The sequence below is a fragment of the Synechococcus sp. MIT S9503 genome, from assembly GCF_047304175.1.
Lineage (GTDB): Bacteria > Cyanobacteriota > Cyanobacteriia > PCC-6307 > Cyanobiaceae > Synechococcus_C.
On the sequence record NZ_CP138955.1, the window covers coordinates 1,186,548 to 1,202,017 of the forward strand.

The 15,470-nt window shown below is 57.9% G+C and carries 18 protein-coding genes; 11 read left to right on the forward strand and 7 right to left on the reverse strand.

Annotated elements, in window-relative coordinates; genetic code table 11:
- Positions 1-6: 6 nt before the first annotated feature.
- The 9 genes from SIB56_RS06775 to SIB56_RS06815 all read left to right on the forward strand — a co-directional run bounded on the left by SIB56_RS06775 (position 7) and on the right by SIB56_RS06815 (position 7,105).
- Positions 7-765 carry a DUF3887 domain-containing protein gene (locus SIB56_RS06775; RefSeq protein WP_413326697.1) on the forward strand — a complete coding sequence of 253 codons (759 nt, stop codon included), beginning with the start codon at positions 7-9 and terminating at the stop codon, positions 763-765.
- A 69-nt stretch (positions 766-834) separates the two neighbouring features.
- The gene (gene glgB, locus SIB56_RS06780) at positions 835-3,132 is read left to right on the forward strand and encodes a 1,4-alpha-glucan branching protein GlgB (RefSeq protein ID WP_413326699.1); all 2,298 of its coding nucleotides are present in this window, start codon (positions 835-837) and stop codon (positions 3,130-3,132) included.
- Between the two features lie 100 nt (positions 3,133-3,232).
- Positions 3,233-4,291: a uroporphyrinogen decarboxylase gene (hemE, locus tag SIB56_RS06785; protein ID WP_413326701.1), complete on the forward strand. Its 1,059-nt coding sequence runs from the start codon at positions 3,233-3,235 to the stop codon at positions 4,289-4,291.
- Complete coding sequence (locus tag SIB56_RS06790; protein WP_413326703.1) at positions 4,288-5,295, forward strand: NAD-dependent epimerase/dehydratase family protein; 1,008 nt, start codon at positions 4,288-4,290, stop codon at positions 5,293-5,295. The genes hemE and SIB56_RS06790 overlap by 4 nt, the downstream gene beginning before the upstream one ends.
- A gap of 35 nt (positions 5,296-5,330) precedes the next feature.
- Positions 5,331-5,690 carry a plastocyanin gene (petE, locus tag SIB56_RS06795; protein ID WP_413326705.1) on the forward strand — a complete coding sequence of 120 codons (360 nt, stop codon included), beginning with the start codon at positions 5,331-5,333 and terminating at the stop codon, positions 5,688-5,690.
- Positions 5,691-5,817: 127 nt separating this feature from the next.
- Positions 5,818-6,180 carry a c-type cytochrome gene (locus tag SIB56_RS06800; RefSeq protein ID WP_413326707.1) on the forward strand — a complete coding sequence of 121 codons (363 nt, stop codon included), beginning with the start codon at positions 5,818-5,820 and terminating at the stop codon, positions 6,178-6,180.
- Entirely contained in the window at positions 6,177-6,404 is a 228-nt protein-coding gene (locus tag SIB56_RS06805; protein ID WP_413326709.1) for a Nif11-like leader peptide family natural product precursor, read from the forward strand. The genes SIB56_RS06800 and SIB56_RS06805 overlap by 4 nt, the downstream gene beginning before the upstream one ends.
- 27 nt (positions 6,405-6,431) lie before the next feature.
- Positions 6,432-6,818: a hypothetical protein gene (locus SIB56_RS06810; protein ID WP_413326711.1), complete on the forward strand. Its 387-nt coding sequence runs from the start codon at positions 6,432-6,434 to the stop codon at positions 6,816-6,818.
- Between the two features lie 62 nt (positions 6,819-6,880).
- Positions 6,881-7,105, forward strand: a complete 225-nt coding sequence (locus tag SIB56_RS06815) for a hypothetical protein (RefSeq protein ID WP_413326713.1) — start codon at positions 6,881-6,883, stop codon at positions 7,103-7,105.
- 6 nt (positions 7,106-7,111) lie between these two features.
- Here SIB56_RS06815 and SIB56_RS06820 read toward each other — a convergent pair whose 3' ends face one another.
- The 4 genes from SIB56_RS06820 to SIB56_RS06835 all read right to left on the reverse strand — a co-directional run bounded on the left by SIB56_RS06820 (position 7,112) and on the right by SIB56_RS06835 (position 8,370).
- A complete protein-coding gene (locus tag SIB56_RS06820) occupies positions 7,112-7,417 on the reverse strand; it encodes a hypothetical protein (protein ID WP_413326715.1) in 306 nt (101 codons plus the stop codon).
- Between the two features lie 223 nt (positions 7,418-7,640).
- Positions 7,641-7,898 carry a hypothetical protein gene (locus SIB56_RS06825; RefSeq protein WP_413326717.1) on the reverse strand — a complete coding sequence of 86 codons (258 nt, stop codon included), beginning with the start codon at positions 7,896-7,898 and terminating at the stop codon, positions 7,641-7,643.
- Positions 7,899-7,997: 99 nt separating this feature from the next.
- Positions 7,998-8,156, reverse strand: a complete 159-nt coding sequence (locus SIB56_RS06830) for a hypothetical protein (protein ID WP_413326719.1) — start codon at positions 8,154-8,156, stop codon at positions 7,998-8,000.
- Positions 8,157-8,184: 28 nt separating this feature from the next.
- A complete protein-coding gene (locus SIB56_RS06835) occupies positions 8,185-8,370 on the reverse strand; it encodes a hypothetical protein (protein WP_413326721.1) in 186 nt (61 codons plus the stop codon).
- A 173-nt stretch (positions 8,371-8,543) separates the two neighbouring features.
- On the opposite strand from SIB56_RS06835, the gene SIB56_RS06840 reads away from it, so the two are divergent.
- Positions 8,544-9,668, forward strand: coding sequence for a choloylglycine hydrolase family protein (locus SIB56_RS06840; RefSeq protein ID WP_413326723.1), 1,125 nt, complete (start codon positions 8,544-8,546; stop codon positions 9,666-9,668).
- 127 nt (positions 9,669-9,795) lie between these two features.
- Here SIB56_RS06840 and SIB56_RS06845 read toward each other — a convergent pair whose 3' ends face one another.
- Positions 9,796-10,008, reverse strand: coding sequence for a hypothetical protein (locus SIB56_RS06845; protein ID WP_413326725.1), 213 nt, complete (start codon positions 10,006-10,008; stop codon positions 9,796-9,798).
- Positions 10,009-10,151: 143 nt separating this feature from the next.
- Between SIB56_RS06845 and clpB the strand changes: the two genes are divergently transcribed.
- Positions 10,152-12,767 carry an ATP-dependent chaperone ClpB gene (gene clpB / locus SIB56_RS06850; RefSeq protein WP_413327189.1) on the forward strand — a complete coding sequence of 872 codons (2,616 nt, stop codon included), beginning with the start codon at positions 10,152-10,154 and terminating at the stop codon, positions 12,765-12,767.
- Here clpB and SIB56_RS06855 read toward each other — a convergent pair whose 3' ends face one another.
- The gene (locus SIB56_RS06855) at positions 12,768-13,259 is read right to left on the reverse strand and encodes a 6-carboxytetrahydropterin synthase (RefSeq protein ID WP_413326727.1); all 492 of its coding nucleotides are present in this window, start codon (positions 13,257-13,259) and stop codon (positions 12,768-12,770) included.
- 166 nt (positions 13,260-13,425) lie between these two features.
- On the reverse strand, positions 13,426-15,435 hold the full coding sequence (locus SIB56_RS06860) for a prolyl oligopeptidase family serine peptidase (RefSeq protein WP_413326729.1): 2,010 nt from the start codon (positions 15,433-15,435) through the stop codon (positions 13,426-13,428).
- Positions 15,436-15,470 lie beyond the last annotated feature (35 nt).

Here is a 15,470-nt window from a genome sequence, read left to right on the forward strand (position 1 = left end):
ACCCCTTTGACGATTGCCGTGAAGTTCACCTCCTGTCTTCTGGCCGCTGCCATGGCCACCTGCACTGTGGAGATGATCCCGGCGGCGAGCGTCAGAGCGGAGGTTCAGCTCGCGCAGGCGCAGGACGCGGCGCGAACCAGCCTCAGCTCCGCCAGGGCCAAGGCATCCGCCAGCGCGTTGCTCCAGTCGATCCAGGCCAGGAACGCTCAGGGGATCTACAACCTGTTGTCGGCTCCCCTGAAATCAGCCACCAGTGTGGAAGCCATCGGTGAGCGGCTGCAGAGCGCTCCTGTGATCGAATCCTTCCGCGTGGTTGAGATCAATCCAGGCATGGATGACACCACGGTGGAAACCGTGGCCATGACCAACAGCGGTACCCGTGAACTGCCGCTCATCCTGGTGCTCGATGACGACGGCGAACTGCTGGCCTGGAAGTGGGTTGAATCGGTTCTGCCGATCGAACAGACCGCCCTCGACTTCGTGAAGGATCTGGTTGCCAGGCGTTGGGTGGCAGCCCGGTATTACCTGGACCTCGACTTTCAGAGGGAGATTTCTCCAGCTGATCTCGAGCGCAAGTGGTCGAAGCTGGCAAGGGTGCTCGGTGGAGTGAAGAACATCGAAAACGCGCTGGTGGCGACCAGCAGCAAAGAACAGCAGCTGGTGCTGGTCACGATCGAATTCGGCGATGTGACCGACAATCTGTTCGTGATCTTCAACCGCCGGGGGCGGATCATCAACGTCGACTTCTCCGCGGATCTGGTCTGAATCCCTGGCAGGCACGGAGTTTGAGCAGCCTTTCCGCTTAAGCTCCCGGCCTATCAAAGCTCCGTCGTCATGACCATCACTGTGCAGGACTGGATGGTTGAGGACGCTCAGCGACTGGCGGAGTGCCGTCACGACCACCCCTTCTCCGTTCTCGGCGCTCAGCCTGTGGAGGGTGGCTCCTGGGTGATCCGTGTGTGGATGCCCGAGGCCGAGCGCGTCACCCTGATGATCGACGGCAGGGAGATCGCCATGGAAACTCCCCACCACCCGTGGATTTTCGAAGCGAGTGTCAGCAGCGATCCCGGTTGCGACTACAGCGTGCGCGTCGAGCGCGGAGGAATCACCCATGAGCAGCACGATCCCTGGTCGTTCCGTGAGGAATGGATGGGCGAAATGGATCGCCATCTGTTCGCTGAAGGCAACCACCACCACATCTGGCGGCGGATGGGAGCCCACCCCTGCGAGCAGGGGGGCATCAAGGGGGTGATGTTCTGCCTGTGGGCCCCCAATGCCCGCAGCGTCAGCGTGATCGGCAACCTGAATTCCTGGGACGGTCGCCAGCACCCCATGCAACAGCGCCTGGGAGGAATCTGGGAGCTGTTCATCCCTGGGCTTCGGGAAGGCGAGCTCTACAAATACGAAATCCGCACCCAGGACGGCCACTGCTACCAGAAGGCAGATCCCTACGGCTTCCAGCACGAAGTACGTCCGGCCACAAGCTCACTGGTCAGTCATCTCGATGGTTTCAGCTGGACGGACGCCGGCTGGATGCAGAAGCGCGACAGCAGCAACGTTCTGGACCAGCCGATCTCGGTCTACGAGATGCACCTCGGCAGCTGGATCCATGCCTCAGCGGAGGAGCCTTTCATCGAAGCCGATGGCAGCGCACGGCAGCCTGTTCCCGCAGCGGATCTCAAACCGGGCGCACGCTTGCTCACTTACCCGGAACTGGCTGATCGGCTGATCCCCTACGTGAAGGAGCGCGGCTTCACACACATCGAGCTGATGCCGATCACCGAGCATCCATTTGATGGCTCCTGGGGTTATCAGGTGACCGGCTGGTACGCGCCGACCAGCCGCTACGGAACCCCGGACGAATTCCGCGCTTTCGTCGATCGCTGTCATGCCGAGGGGATCGGCGTGATCATCGACTGGGTGCCTGGTCACTTCCCCCGTGACAGCCATGGCCTGGCCTTCTTTGATGGCTGCCATCTCTATGAGCACGCCGATCCCCGCATCGGCGAGCACAAGGAATGGGGCACTCTGATCTTCAACTACAGCCGAAACGAAGTCCGCAACTTCCTTGTGGCAAACCTGGTGTTCTGGTTCGACCAGTTTCACATCGACGGCATTCGGGTGGATGCGGTCGCTTCGATGCTTTACCGCGATTACCTGCGACCTGACGGTGAGTGGCTACCCAATGAGCACGGAGGCCGCGAGAACACCGAGGCGGTGCGCTTTCTCCAGCAGGCCAATCACGTGCTGTTCCAGCACTTCCCCGGAGCACTATCGATCGCTGAGGAATCCACCACCTGGCCGATGGTGACCCAGCCCACTGACAACGGAGGTCTTGGTTTCAATCTGAAGTGGAACATGGGCTGGATGCACGACATGCTCGATTACTTCGAGCTCGATCCCTGGTTCCGCCAGTTCCACCAGAACAACATCACGTTCTCGATCTGGTACAACTACACCGAGAACTTCATGCTGGCTCTGAGCCACGATGAAGTGGTTCATGGAAAAAGCAATCTCCTGCACAAGATGCCTGGAGATGACTGGCAGAAATACGCAAACACCCGTGCCCTGCTGGCCTACATGTGGACCCATCCAGGCAAGAAAACCATCTTCATGGGAATGGAGTTTGGTCAACGCGCCGAATGGAATGTCTGGGGAGATCTGCAATGGGAGCTGCTGAATCACGAACCGCATCAGGGCCTGCAGCGCCTGGTGGGTGACCTCAATGCTCTCTACAAAGCGGAACCGGCTTTGTGGCGTGATGACTTTGATCAGTTCGGATTCCAGTGGATTGACTGCAACGACAATCGCCATTCCGTAATCAGTTTCATGCGCCGGGAAAGCGCCAGCGGAACATGGCTGGTCGTGGTTGCCAACTTCACGCCTCAGAGTCATTCCCACTACCGGGTGGGGGTCCCGCTGGCGGGCTTCTATGAGGAGATCTTCAACACGGATGCAGCCAAATACGGCGGCAGCAATCTGGGGAACATGGGTGGCAAACCCACCGATGAATGGGGAATCCATGGCTACGAGAACTCTCTCGACCTCTGCCTGCCTCCTCTGAGCCTGATGGTGTTCAGACACGATCCGAAGCGCAGCCTCAGCGCGCTTGAATCAACAGCGGATGACTGAGCCGCTGTCTGCCATGTGACGAACAGATCAGCATGCCTGGTATCCAATGCTTCTGCATGGATTCTTCAGGTAGGTTTCCGACTGATTTGATTTCGGCTTGATGAGCGACTCTCTGCCTCTGTTGCTGCGTGCAGCCCGTGGTGAAGCGGTGGAGCGTCCTCCGGTCTGGATGATGCGTCAGGCCGGCCGATACATGAAGATCTATCGCGACCTGAGAGATCAGTACCCCAGCTTTCGCGAACGCTCCGAGAACCCTGATCTCTCCTATGAGATCTCGATGCAGCCCTTCAGAGCTTTCAAACCGGATGGCGTAATTCTCTTCTCCGACATCCTCACACCGCTGCCCGGCATGGGCATCGACTTCGACATTGTTGAAAGCAAGGGCCCCCAGATCGGTGAGCCGATCCGCGATATCAATCAGGTCAACGCTCTGCGCCCTCTGAATCCAAGCGAATCCATGCCCTTCGTCGGCGAAGTGCTGGGTCGCCTGCGCGAGAGCGTCGGCAACGAAGCCGCTGTGCTGGGCTTCGTTGGTGCTCCCTGGACCCTGGCTGCCTACGTGGTGGAAGGCAAGAGCAGCAAAAATTATGCGGTGATCAAGGCCATGGCCTTCCGTGAGCCGGAACTGCTGCACAAACTGCTCGATCACTTCGCTGAGTCAATTGCCAGCTACCTGCGCTACCAGATCGATTCCGGCGCCCAGGTGGTGCAGATGTTCGATTCCTGGGCCGGCCAGCTGAGCCCGGCCGACTATGACGTTTTTGCAGCTCCCTATCAGAAGAAGGTCGTCGACCTGGTCAAGCAGACCCATCCCGACACCCCTTTCATCCTTTACATCTCCGGCAGTGCCGGCGTTATCGAGCGAATGGCCCAGACCGGTGTGGACATCATCTCCCTCGACTGGACTGTGGACATGGCGGAAGCCTGTGCAAGACTCCCCGAGCACATCGGCGTGCAGGGAAATGTTGACCCCGGTCTGCTGTTCGGCACACCACAGGCGATCGAGGCGCGCATCGATGACTGCGTCCGCAAGGCCCGCGGCCGCCGGCACATCCTCAACCTCGGCCATGGCATCCTCCCCGGCACTCCTGAGGAGAACGGTGCCGCCTTCTTCACCGCCGGCAAAAGCGTGATGGACAGGATCGGGGCTCTCGCTTGAGTCAGACAACCACTCCGGCGCGCGTCCTGATCACCGGTGCCAGCGGCTGCGTCGGTCAATACACCACATCCTGGCTGCTTAACAACAGCAATGCCGAACTGCTGCTCTGGCTGCGCGATCCCGGCAAACTCACCGCCGTATCAGCAGACCACCCGCGGATCCAGCTTCTGGTTGGGGACCTCCGCGATGCTGATCGTTTTGCAGACGAACTGGCCAGCGTGAGTCGCGTGATCCATACGGCCACCGCATGGGGGGATCCCGAGCGGGCGCAGCAGGTGAACGTGGTGGCCGTGAAGCGGATGCTGTCCCTGCTTGATCCATCCGTGATCGAGCAGATCACATATTTCTCAACGGCCAGCATCCTGGATCGGCATCTCCAGCCCCTGACAGAGGCACTGGCCTATGGGACGGAATACATCCAGACCAAAGCCCAGTGCCTGAAGGATCTGGAGCAGCATCCTCTCGCCGAGAAAATCGTTGCCGTTTTCCCCACCCTCGTGTTCGGAGGACGCGTTGACGGCAGCAGCCGGTTCCCCACCAGCTACCTCACCGAAGGTTTGCTGGATGCCAGCAAATGGCTCTGGCTGGCACGCTTCCTGCGTGCTGATGCCAGCTTTCATTTCATCCATGCGGCTGACATCGCGGCGATCTGCGGCCACCTCGCCACCTACCCGCATCAGCGCAACAGCGAACCCGGCCAGGGTGCTGTGCGCAGAATCGTGATGGGCCAGAAAGCGATCAGCGTCAATGAGGCGGTGGCCTGTCTCTGTCGCTGGCGGGGACTCAGGCGCACCCCCGGAGTGCCGCTCTGGCCCTGGTTGATCGAAACATTGATCAGGGTTCTGCCGATCGAGGTCAATGCCTGGGACCGCTTCTCCATCCGTCAGCGCCATTTCATCCACGAACCGGTGACCCAGCCGGAGCGCTTCGGTGACACCAGCCATGCCGCTGACCTTGAGTCCGTGCTTATGGATTCAGGTTTACCGAGGCGAGGATCTCTCTGAGATGCGCCTATAATTAGTCAACTTCAACAGCCGACATGCTGAAGAGCCTGAAATCGTTTTTCTACACAGCCCTCGCTTTAGTGCTGGCCTGCACAGTGGGTGTTGCTTCCGCGAGCGCCGCCACCGTTGAGGTGAAGCTCGGTGCAGACTCCGGAATGCTGGCTTTCGAACCCAGCTCTGTGACCATCAAAGCCGGTGACACCGTCAAGTTCGTCAACAACAAGATGGCCCCTCACAACGCCGTCTTCGAAGGCCACGATGAGTACAGCCACACCGATCTGGCATTCTCCCCCGGCGAATCCTGGGAAGAGACCTTCAGTGAGGCCGGCACCTATGACTTCTACTGCGAGCCCCACCGCGGAGCAGGCATGGTGGGCCAGGTGATCGTCGAGTGATCCATCCCTCCAGCACCTGATTTTTCAGGTTTCAACATATTCAGACCCCGGATTGTCAACGTTGACTCCGGGGTCTTTTCATGTGCCTGCTGATGGATAGGTTTGGCACAGAAACGAATGCCAAGGGATGCCGAACCCTGTTTCTGCCCTGGCGCTGATCCTCAGCCTCTGGCTTGGCCTTGGGGCGGCTCTGCCTGTTGCAGCCATGGCTGACCCTGACCTGTCTCATGGTGCCCAGCTGTTCTCCAGTAACTGCGCTGCCTGCCATATGGGCGGCGGCAATGTGATCCGGGCCAGCCGCACCCTCAGCCAGGCCGACCTTCAGGCCTATCTCGACTCGTACAGCCAGGATCCGATCGAGGCCATCGAACACCAGATCGAAACTGGCAAAAACGCCATGCCCCCCTACGAGGGCAAACTGAGTGTCACGGAAATCGACGACGTCGCCGCATTCGTTGAGAAGCAGGCGGAAAAGGGCTGGTCAAGATGAGCAGAGAAGCCCTGAGCGCCTTTGTGCATGCGCTTGAACACAGTGCGTCGCTGCGACGACAACTGCATGCATGCAGCAACGATGCCGAGGTTGTGTCTCTGGCCCGACGTCTTGATTTCGCTCTGGAGCCTGCCGATCTGATTGAGCAGGATCAGGTGGCGGCCATGGAAACCTGGTTCAGCCGCAGCGCCCTCGGCATCCGTCCTCCCGCCGGCCCAGACTGAATCTTTGCAAGACAGCCCGTGGCGGTGGTGACTCTGCTGAGCGACTTTGTTGACGGGACGTCCATGGCGCTGAGCGAGGACACCGACGCGAAGAACCTCAACAGTTACATGGTCCGCAATCCAGGGCAGCTCTGGGCTGGCATGCAGCAGCGACGTCTGGCCAGAAAGCTCACCCGCAAACGCCGAGGACCGGGAACGCTGTATTTCGCACCAACCGAAACAGCCCAGGCCTGCGTGAGCGCCTATCTGCAGATCGATACAGGATCAGACGAGGAAAAAACACAGCATCTGGCCATGCAGGCCAGTGGTGTCGAGATCGCGCCTCACGTAGGCGAAGCCACCGAACGCAAGGTGCTGTTCAGCCGCCAGCAGCGCAGCTTGTCGAAACAGGCGCAGGCGAAAGGCTTCGGCTGAACGACACAGCGCCGCAAAACGGTAGCGACAGGCACACTTTTAACTTCCTTTAAGGGTTTTCCGTGGAGCTGCTTCCCGTCCCCCCTGATCAGCGAAAGTGCAGACGATTGGGAGGGCTCATGCACGACACCATTCACAACCGACGTGGCACCAGCCTGAAGTGGGAGTCCAACGGGGAGCTTGCAGGCGCCGATCTGCGCAACATTCTTCATCGCCTCCAGGAAGCTGATCCCAACGCTCAGGGGCTGAATCAGTGCGAGCTGGTTGATCGCCCGGATATGAACTGACCGGAATCAGAGCAGTTCTGCCATGCGATCGACACTTGATCCGATGCACTCAACCACGTATCCCTCCAGGCCCTGATCATCACGGCCTTGCTTGAGGCGGAAGAGATAGGCGTTCACCCATGCCGTCTCGGCATTGTTGGTGTCATGTCCACGATCCACAAAGCCAGGCTTCTGTTGAAACAGATGCAGAAGGATGGTCAGCACATCCCCCACAGCGAGGTTTTCAGGATCGATCAAAGGCAGCTGATCCCTGATCTCCAGAAACGAGATCGACGCGGAGTAATCAAAATCCTCCGGAACCACCACCGACATCGAAACCCGCCCAGTGCTGGGATGGTAGTTGCCGGAGCAGCAGTGAACGTCACTCAGCCGTCGGCCCTGAAAGAGCAGACAGCCAATACTGGAGTGAGGAAATCGCGTTTCTGGAAGCCCGCCCGAACGGAATCCAGGGAGACATCAACAACGATTACCGAGGAGCCTGCGAGGAGGTCCTCAAGTCAGCGAAGATCATTCCGGCTTGCTGCCGCTGAACGTTTCACACCCGCAGGGTATGGGTCGGAGAAACAAAGCTCTGGCGCTTGGCGAAGAGGTGCTTACGCGGCCTGGGAGCACTGTGCAGACGCAGAGATTCAGACAACAGCCTGCCCTGAAGTGACTTATGGCGATTCTCCTGATCACGCCAGTACTGCTGGATGGTGAGGGGCCAGTGCTCAGACACGCGATCCAGCTTGGGAGTTTTATCGCCGGAGATATTGATCACGGACATGCGGCGCACCTGCAGCGGAACCTTCATCAACCCCTAGCCACAGTCCAGGGCAGTGGCAGCACGATCGTCACCGATCTCTGGAGCTGTTCCTGAGCGTTTGAAAGCATATGGCGGGGCACCACTGAATTAATGCTGACCGGTCGACCTGGAGGCATCCATATCACGTTTCAGCTCGCAGCAGGGAAGCTGCCGGTGATACTGAGCGGGTTCGCGCATCGCCCAGTACTCATCCACCAAGCCCAGAAGGTGGGATCCGATCCGATTCAGCCAAGACCGTATCTTCATTCCTTCATGTTGCCGAACAGAGGACAATTCAGCCACGGGAACCAGCCTGCGAGTCCCAGTTGCCGATTCTGCAATCGGACTCTGACTCTTCAATCCATTGCCGCCACTCGGAAGCGGACGCTGGCGAAACCACGTCAACCAAAGCGTTGTCGGTCCAGTAGTCGGGTGAATCGAGAATCCCCAGATGCAGGGGACAGGACGGGGCAGTCTTCACAACCCACTCCTTCAGATTTGCTTAACCATGGCCTAGGGCTCGGTTGCGATGCAACTACGCGAAACACAGAGATTTCTGACGACCGAGCTGGCGCGAAGACAAAAGAAAACCTGGAATAGGTGCAACTAAATAGGCCCACTTCACACCCTTTCAGGAAGAGCTAAAGAAACGCTATGGCCTCAACGAGGCAACGAGCCCTGGCTATTGGGCTTGGTATCGGGTTTGGAATCGCCAGCGCAGGCATCGGCGCAGCCTCTGCCTGCACCAGCTTCACCTTGAGAGGCAATGACGGTGGAAGGGTGTACGGCCGAACAATGGAATTCGCCAAACCATTGAACAGCGAGGCCGTTTTGATCCAACGCGGCACCGTGATCAAAGGAGCCGGGCCATCTGGACAGGAGGGGAGCGGCCTGAGCTGGACAAGCCGGTACGCGGTGATTGGCCTGAACGCTGTAGGGGTCAACGACGCACTCGTCGATGGCATGAATGAGAAGGGAATGGCAGGAGGATTGCTGTATTTCGAGGGCTACGCACAGTTTCAGAATGTTCCAGCCGGTCAGAGCGATCGCTCGATCGCCAGCTGGCAATTGCTCGCTTATGTACTCAGCAATTTTGCGTCCATTGCCGAAGTCAAACAGTCGCTCCCAAGCGTTCTGGTGAATGGGTCAGTACTGCAGGCCTTTGGGAGCATGGTGCCCATCCACATGATCCTGCACGATCGCCAAGGCAACAGCCTCTCTGTGGAATACATCGAAGGGGATCTAAATATGCTCGACAACCCGACTACTGTTTACACCAACTCGCCACCGCTTCCCTATCAACTGATTGCAGCAGGCAACTATGGCAACCTCAATGCCATGCCTCCGGCAGAGGTCACAGTGAACGGATTGGCGTTGCCTCCTGTCAGCGCAGGTGCAGGATTGCAGGGTCTGCCAGGCGATTTCCTCTCCACATCAAGGTTTATCAGGGCATTGATCTTCAGCAGGAATGCACCCACCAATCTGAGCTCAGCCGAGCAGGTGGGCACAGCATTCCATCTGCTCGACCAATTCGATTTACCTCCGGGAAGTCAGGGGATTCCAGCTGGAGGCGGATTTGGAGGAGGTGGCTCGAAAGCCACCTATGAAATTACGGAATGGTCAGTCGTCTCCGACCAGAAGAATGGCACCTATTCCATCAAAACCTTTGAGAATCCCGATATCAGGCAGATGCGGTTTGTAGATATGCCGTTATCAGGTGGAACCATTAAGGTAATGCCGCTTGATCAACAACAAAAGATCACTATTCTGAAGCCATGAAAACTAATCGTCCCTATTATTAAATTTACTAGCCAGGAAAATGCAGGATAAATTTTTTAAAATTTCAAGCAAAATCCAAGCAAGATTTAATCAATAATATGAATTTGGTCAATTAATCTCACTCTGCTCACTTGTTTTGGCGTGCCGCCGTCAGCACTGCCAGATAGAGATCCTCATCAACTTCCCGGATGTCGTACTCAGAGGGCACAGCACCATGGTGATGCTCGTGCACCACCGTCCAGCACATTCTCTCCAAGTCGGAAGGCGAAGCTCCGTAGAGCTCCCGGAGTCTGGCCACCAGTTTCGTGACCAGACTGGAGTCCACAGGGTTTCCTTCCACCTTGCTCGCTGCATCGTCCAGAGAACCCTACCGATCCTGATCGGTTGACCGCATGCTGGCGTGCAGACCGAACAGACTGGGTCGGTCCCCCTGAGCTCAGGCAGGAACAGGAACCATACGGTGACAACAGCACCAAAGGACCCATGCAACCCACGGCCGAAAAATTCACCGAAAAGGCCTGGGCCGCGATCCTCTCGGCCCAGAATCTGGCCCAGAAGAGGCGCCATCAGCAACTGGAAACAGAGCATCTAATGCTGGCTCTGCTTGAACAGGACGGACTGGCAAGCCGCATTCTCGAAAAAGCCGGCGTCACTCCAACCGCACTTCAGAGCAATCTGGAGGCCCATCTGAGTGTTCAGCCGGCGCTGCAGTCTGCGCCGGAATCCGTATACCTGGGCAAGGGGCTCAATTCCCTGCTGGATCGCTCCGAATCTCTCAAGCAGGAGTACGGAGACAGCTATATCTCCATCGAACACCTGCTGCTGGCCCTAGCAGAGGACGCCCGCTGCGGCCAACGACTGCTCACTCAAGTAGGCGCCGACGCCAAAGCACTGAAAACCGCTATTGATGCCGTACGCGGCAGTCAGACCGTGACCGACCAGAACCCGGAAGCCACTTACGAATCACTTGAGAAATACGGACGTGATCTCACGGCCGCTGCCCGCGACGGCAAGCTTGATCCTGTGATCGGACGCGACGAGGAGATCCGCCGCACCATTCAGATCCTCAGCCGACGCACCAAAAACAATCCTGTGCTGATCGGCGAACCCGGGGTCGGCAAGACCGCCATAGTGGAAGGGCTGGCGCAGCGCATCGTCAACGGCGATGTTCCTCAGGCACTGCAGAACCGACAGCTCATCGCCCTCGACATGGGAGCACTGATCGCAGGTGCCAAATATCGCGGTGAGTTCGAGGAACGTCTCAAAGCGGTGCTGAAGGAAGTGACCGACTCCGAGGGACAGATCGTTCTGTTCATCGACGAGATCCACACCGTGGTGGGAGCCGGCGCCACCGGGGGCGCCATGGATGCCAGCAACCTGCTCAAGCCGATGCTGGCGCGAGGGGAATTGCGCTGCATCGGTGCAACAACGCTTGACGAACACCGCCAGCACATCGAGAAAGACCCTGCTCTGGAACGACGATTCCAGCAGGTGCTGGTGGACCAGCCGACGGTGGAAGACACGATCTCAATCCTGCGAGGGCTGAAGGAGCGCTACGAAGTGCACCACGGGGTCCGCATCGCTGACAGCGCGCTGGTGGCCGCCGCCGTGCTCAGCAGCCGCTACATCGCCGACCGTTTTCTCCCTGACAAGGCCATCGACCTGGTGGATGAATCCGCCGCGCGCCTAAAGATGGAGATCACCTCCAAGCCGGAGGAGATCGATGAGATCGATCGCAAGATCCTCCAACTGGAGATGGAGAAACTTTCACTCGGCCGCGAATCGGATGCAGCCAGCCAGGAGCGGCTGGAACGCCTTGAGCGGGAACTGGCGGAACTCTCGGAACAGCAGAGCACCCTGAATGCCCAGTGGCAGCAGGAGAAGGGAGCCATTGATGAGCTCTCCAATCTCAAGGAGGAGATCGAGCGTGTGCAGCTGCAGGTGGACCAGGCCAAGCGCAGCTATGACCTCAACAAGGCTGCGGAACTGGAATACGGCACCCTTGCCACCCTGCAGAAACAGCTGGCGGAGAAGGAGGCTGCGCTGGCGGCTGACGATGATGGCAGTCAGGAAAAATCACTGCTGCGCGAAGAGGTCACTGAAGACGACATCGCCGAGGTGATTGCCAAATGGACCGGCATTCCTGTTGCCAAGCTGGTGCAATCGGAAATGGCCAAACTGCTGGTGCTTGAAACCCAGCTGCACGAGCGAGTGGTGGGGCAACAGCAGGCCGTTACCGCTGTGGCCGATGCGATTCAGCGCTCACGCGCTGGGCTGAGTGATCCCCACAGACCGATCGCCAGTTTCCTGTTCCTCGGTCCGACAGGTGTCGGCAAAACCGAGCTCTCCAAGGCCCTGGCGGCTCAGCTGTTCGACAGCGAAGACGCAATGGTGCGCATCGACATGAGTGAATACATGGAGAAGCACACCGTGAGTCGCTTGATTGGTGCTCCTCCCGGCTACGTCGGCTACGAGGCAGGCGGTCAGCTCACCGAAGCCGTGCGTCGGCGCCCCTATGCCGTGATCCTCTTCGACGAGGTGGAGAAAGCCCACCCCGACGTATTCAATGTGATGCTGCAGATCCTCGACGATGGTCGAGTCACCGATGGTCAGGGCCGGACGGTTGACTTCACCAATGCCGTTCTGATCCTCACCAGCAACATCGGCAGCCAGTCGATCCTGGATCTCGGCGGTGATGACGGGCAGCACGTTGAGATGGAACGGCGGGTGAATGAAGCCCTGCGCGGCCACTTCAGGCCTGAATTTCTCAATCGACTTGACGATCAGATCATCTTCCACAGCCTGCGCAAAGACGAACTACGCCGGATCGTGAGTCTGCAGGTGGAACGTCTACGCAAACGTCTCACGGAGCGCAAGCTCGGTCTGAGCATCAGCGATAACGCCACCGATTGGCTTGCCGATGCCGGCTATGACCCGGTGTATGGAGCCCGTCCGCTCAAGCGCGCGATCCAACGCGAACTGGAAACACCAATCGCCAAGGCCATCCTGGCGGGACGTTACAGCGATGGCGATGACGTGAACGTGGATGTGCAGCCGGCAAGCGGCAACGAGGAGCAGCAGAAACTGGTGCTGCGCTGATCACTGGTCTGGCTGCCGGGTGACCGTGCTGAACCATTCGGGCAATGCCTCATAGCAGGCTCCATTGGCCCGGTTTTCCCGCGCCTCCACCTTCCAGCAGCAGCTGCGGCCTGCATCACGTTGTTGCAACAACGTGTTGGTCCAGCCCCAAACCAACTGAGCGGTGGCTTCCATGCCCACGTTGTCCATCACGCGCAGGTCCAGTGCGCCCTGGTCGTGGAGAGACTGCCATTGATCCATCAACGGATCATCGGCATTGACCAGAAAGGTGTGATCGAACTGCCGTCTGAGCTGCTCTTCCAGAGGCCTGAGACTGGAGAAGTCGACCACGAAACCACAGGCATCCAGCTCAAAGGCAGCGAACCAAACCGTGAAGCTGCGGCTGTAACCGTGCACGAAACGGCAATGCCCGGGGTGCTGCCACTGCCGATGGCAGCAGGGATAGCCCTCGAAGTGCTTACTGCAGGTGTGACCAGCGGGAGGCGAAGGCATCGAGGAAAAGAGATGTCACTGCGGCAGGCCTCTTCCTGTCTACATCTGCAGCAAGCGCAGACACGACGGTCAAAAGCTGACAGTGACTCCAGCTACAAGCAACTAACTGAAGCCAACTGCGATGGGTTTTGAATCGCGATCTGAAGCCTGATCTAGGCCGATTTTCTCATTGAGATGCTCCAGCTGGTGACAAGTAGCGCCCATACCAAGCCAGCATCCGTTTCATCAGATCCAATTGATTGTTTCGGTCCACGAATCCATGACCCTCTCCTGGATAGATGACCTTCAAGGTCTTCACTCCAGCATCTTCAACGGCACGATGCATCTGATGAACCTGACCCGGGGGTGTGCGTTGGTCACTGTCACCCACATAAAACAACACCGGCGTTGTCACCTTTGAAGCATGCTTGAGCGGAGAGCGCTGCCATGCCAGTGATTGTTCAGGAAAAGGTGGTTCTCCGAGGTGAATGGTCAGATACTGAGGGATATCTGTTGTGCCATAAAAGCTGATCAGATCAGACAGGATTCCACCAGACACCGCTGCCTTGAAACGTGTTGTCTGGGTGATGCTCCATGAGCTCAGATAACCGCCATAGCTGTAACCCCCAATACCCAGCCGCCTGGGATCAGCAAATCCTTGCGACACCATTGCGTCGACTCCACTGATCGCATCCACATAATCAATTCCTCCTAAATCACCTGTATTTGCATTGGCGTAATCAACTCCAGCTCCAAGTGAACCCCGCACATTTGGAAAAAATGCGATGTAACCGTTGGCAGCCAGGACCTGGCCCCAATCCGTGAAACCATCCGACCATCCGATCTGCCATGCCGATGTAGGACCACCATGCAGAATCGTCACCATCGGATAACGTCGAGTCGACTGATAGTCGAGGGGAAGGACAAAAAATCCATGCACCGTTTGACCATCATCTGGATTGCTCCATCGCAGCTCACGCACCTCTCCAAATCGGATCTGATCAATCTGCGGATTCAAACGCGTGAGCTGTTTGGGAGCCTGACCTGAATCAACGAACCAGAGATCTGGCGGAGTCGATGCGGAAGCTTTGAGCAGAACAACACGGCCCGATGAATCGTGAGCGGTGTATGTACCATTCTCAAACAATTTGGCCCCAGATGATGTCAGCCGTTGGATGGCACCCGTCTCTCGCTCAATCCTGACAAGAGACGTCTGGTTGCCCTCCAACAACTGGCCGAATAGAAAACGCGAGTCAGCAGACCAGCGTGTGTCTCCGATCGTGGCCCGAACACCATCAAGTACAACCTGAGTCTGACCATCGGTGGTTGAGATAAAAGCTGGAGACCATGCATCTCCTGGTGGTCTCCAGACATCAACATGGATGTACTGCCCGTCAGGCGACCACAACACGGGGGAGTCCCAACCGATGCGATTGGGGAAACGGCGCTCAACCTCAGTCAGTGAAGGATCAATGATCACCAACTGTCTGGCACTGACCAGATCCGGAACTTTGGCTGTTGGAGAGGTCAGAGCGGCAATTCGGGTGCCGTCCGGTGACCAGTCAAAGTCGATCACATTCAGTTCATACGGTGAAATCAGCTTCACCTCCTCTCCTGAAACAGTCACCTGATACAGCTTCGTCAGAGGCAGAGGCCGGTTTGATGGACGGGGGGCGCTGTCGGAATGATTGAGGTCGTCTGAAGCAAGAAAAGTGAGGCTTCTGCCGTCGGGGGCCCAGCGGAATGCGGAGATCTCTCCCCCCACACGCGTGAGCTGACGAACCCCGGCGCCAGATGAATCGCTCAGATAGATCTGTGATGTGGATCCGTTTGACTCAGCGGTGCCGCGCTTGGAGAGAAAGGCCAGCAAGTCTCCATCCGGGGACCATCTGGGTGACCAGTCCCGCTGTGGGCTTGAGATCCAGCGCTGGGGAGGCGCACTGCCGTCTGCAGGAACTCTCCAAAGGTCCTGATCACCTCGCCAGGGTTGACCAACCTTTTGAGGTCCTGGTTCCTCCAAAACGAAAACCACCGTCTCACCATCAGGCGAGATCCGCGGACTGGAGGCCTTTCGGATGGTCAGAAAATCGAGAGGTGTTGACCCGCGTCGTTGCGAAGCAGAGGTCGCAGTGGCGAGTGAACAGGCCAACAGCACAATTCCACTGCTGAACATTGCTCGCTTGAGACCAGAGGGCATCACAACGTTCGCGACTCTGCGTTCAACGTATCGAT

Coding starts and splice junctions, on each gene's coding strand:
- petE (WP_413326705.1), top strand. CDS start 5,331: ATGCTGAAGAGCCTGAAATCGTTTTTCTACACAGCCCTCGCTTTAGTG.
- glgB (WP_413326699.1), top strand. CDS start 835: ATGACCATCACTGTGCAGGACTGGATGGTTGAGGACGCTCAGCGACTG.
- hemE (WP_413326701.1), top strand. CDS start 3,233: ATGAGCGACTCTCTGCCTCTGTTGCTGCGTGCAGCCCGTGGTGAAGCG.
- SIB56_RS06825 (WP_413326717.1), bottom strand. CDS start 7,898: ATGAAGGTTCCGCTGCAGGTGCGCCGCATGTCCGTGATCAATATCTCC.
- SIB56_RS06860 (WP_413326729.1), bottom strand. CDS start 15,435: ATGCCCTCTGGTCTCAAGCGAGCAATGTTCAGCAGTGGAATTGTGCTG.
- SIB56_RS06805 (WP_413326709.1), top strand. CDS start 6,177: ATGAGCAGAGAAGCCCTGAGCGCCTTTGTGCATGCGCTTGAACACAGT.
- SIB56_RS06820 (WP_413326715.1), bottom strand. CDS start 7,417: ATGTCGGTGGTGGTTCCGGAGGATTTTGATTACTCCGCGTCGATCTCG.
- SIB56_RS06855 (WP_413326727.1), bottom strand. CDS start 13,259: ATGCCTTCGCCTCCCGCTGGTCACACCTGCAGTAAGCACTTCGAGGGC.
- SIB56_RS06840 (WP_413326723.1), top strand. CDS start 8,544: ATGGCCTCAACGAGGCAACGAGCCCTGGCTATTGGGCTTGGTATCGGG.
- clpB (WP_413327189.1), top strand. CDS start 10,152: ATGCAACCCACGGCCGAAAAATTCACCGAAAAGGCCTGGGCCGCGATC.
- SIB56_RS06800 (WP_413326707.1), top strand. CDS start 5,818: ATGCCGAACCCTGTTTCTGCCCTGGCGCTGATCCTCAGCCTCTGGCTT.
- SIB56_RS06830 (WP_413326719.1), bottom strand. CDS start 8,156: ATGAAGATACGGTCTTGGCTGAATCGGATCGGATCCCACCTTCTGGGC.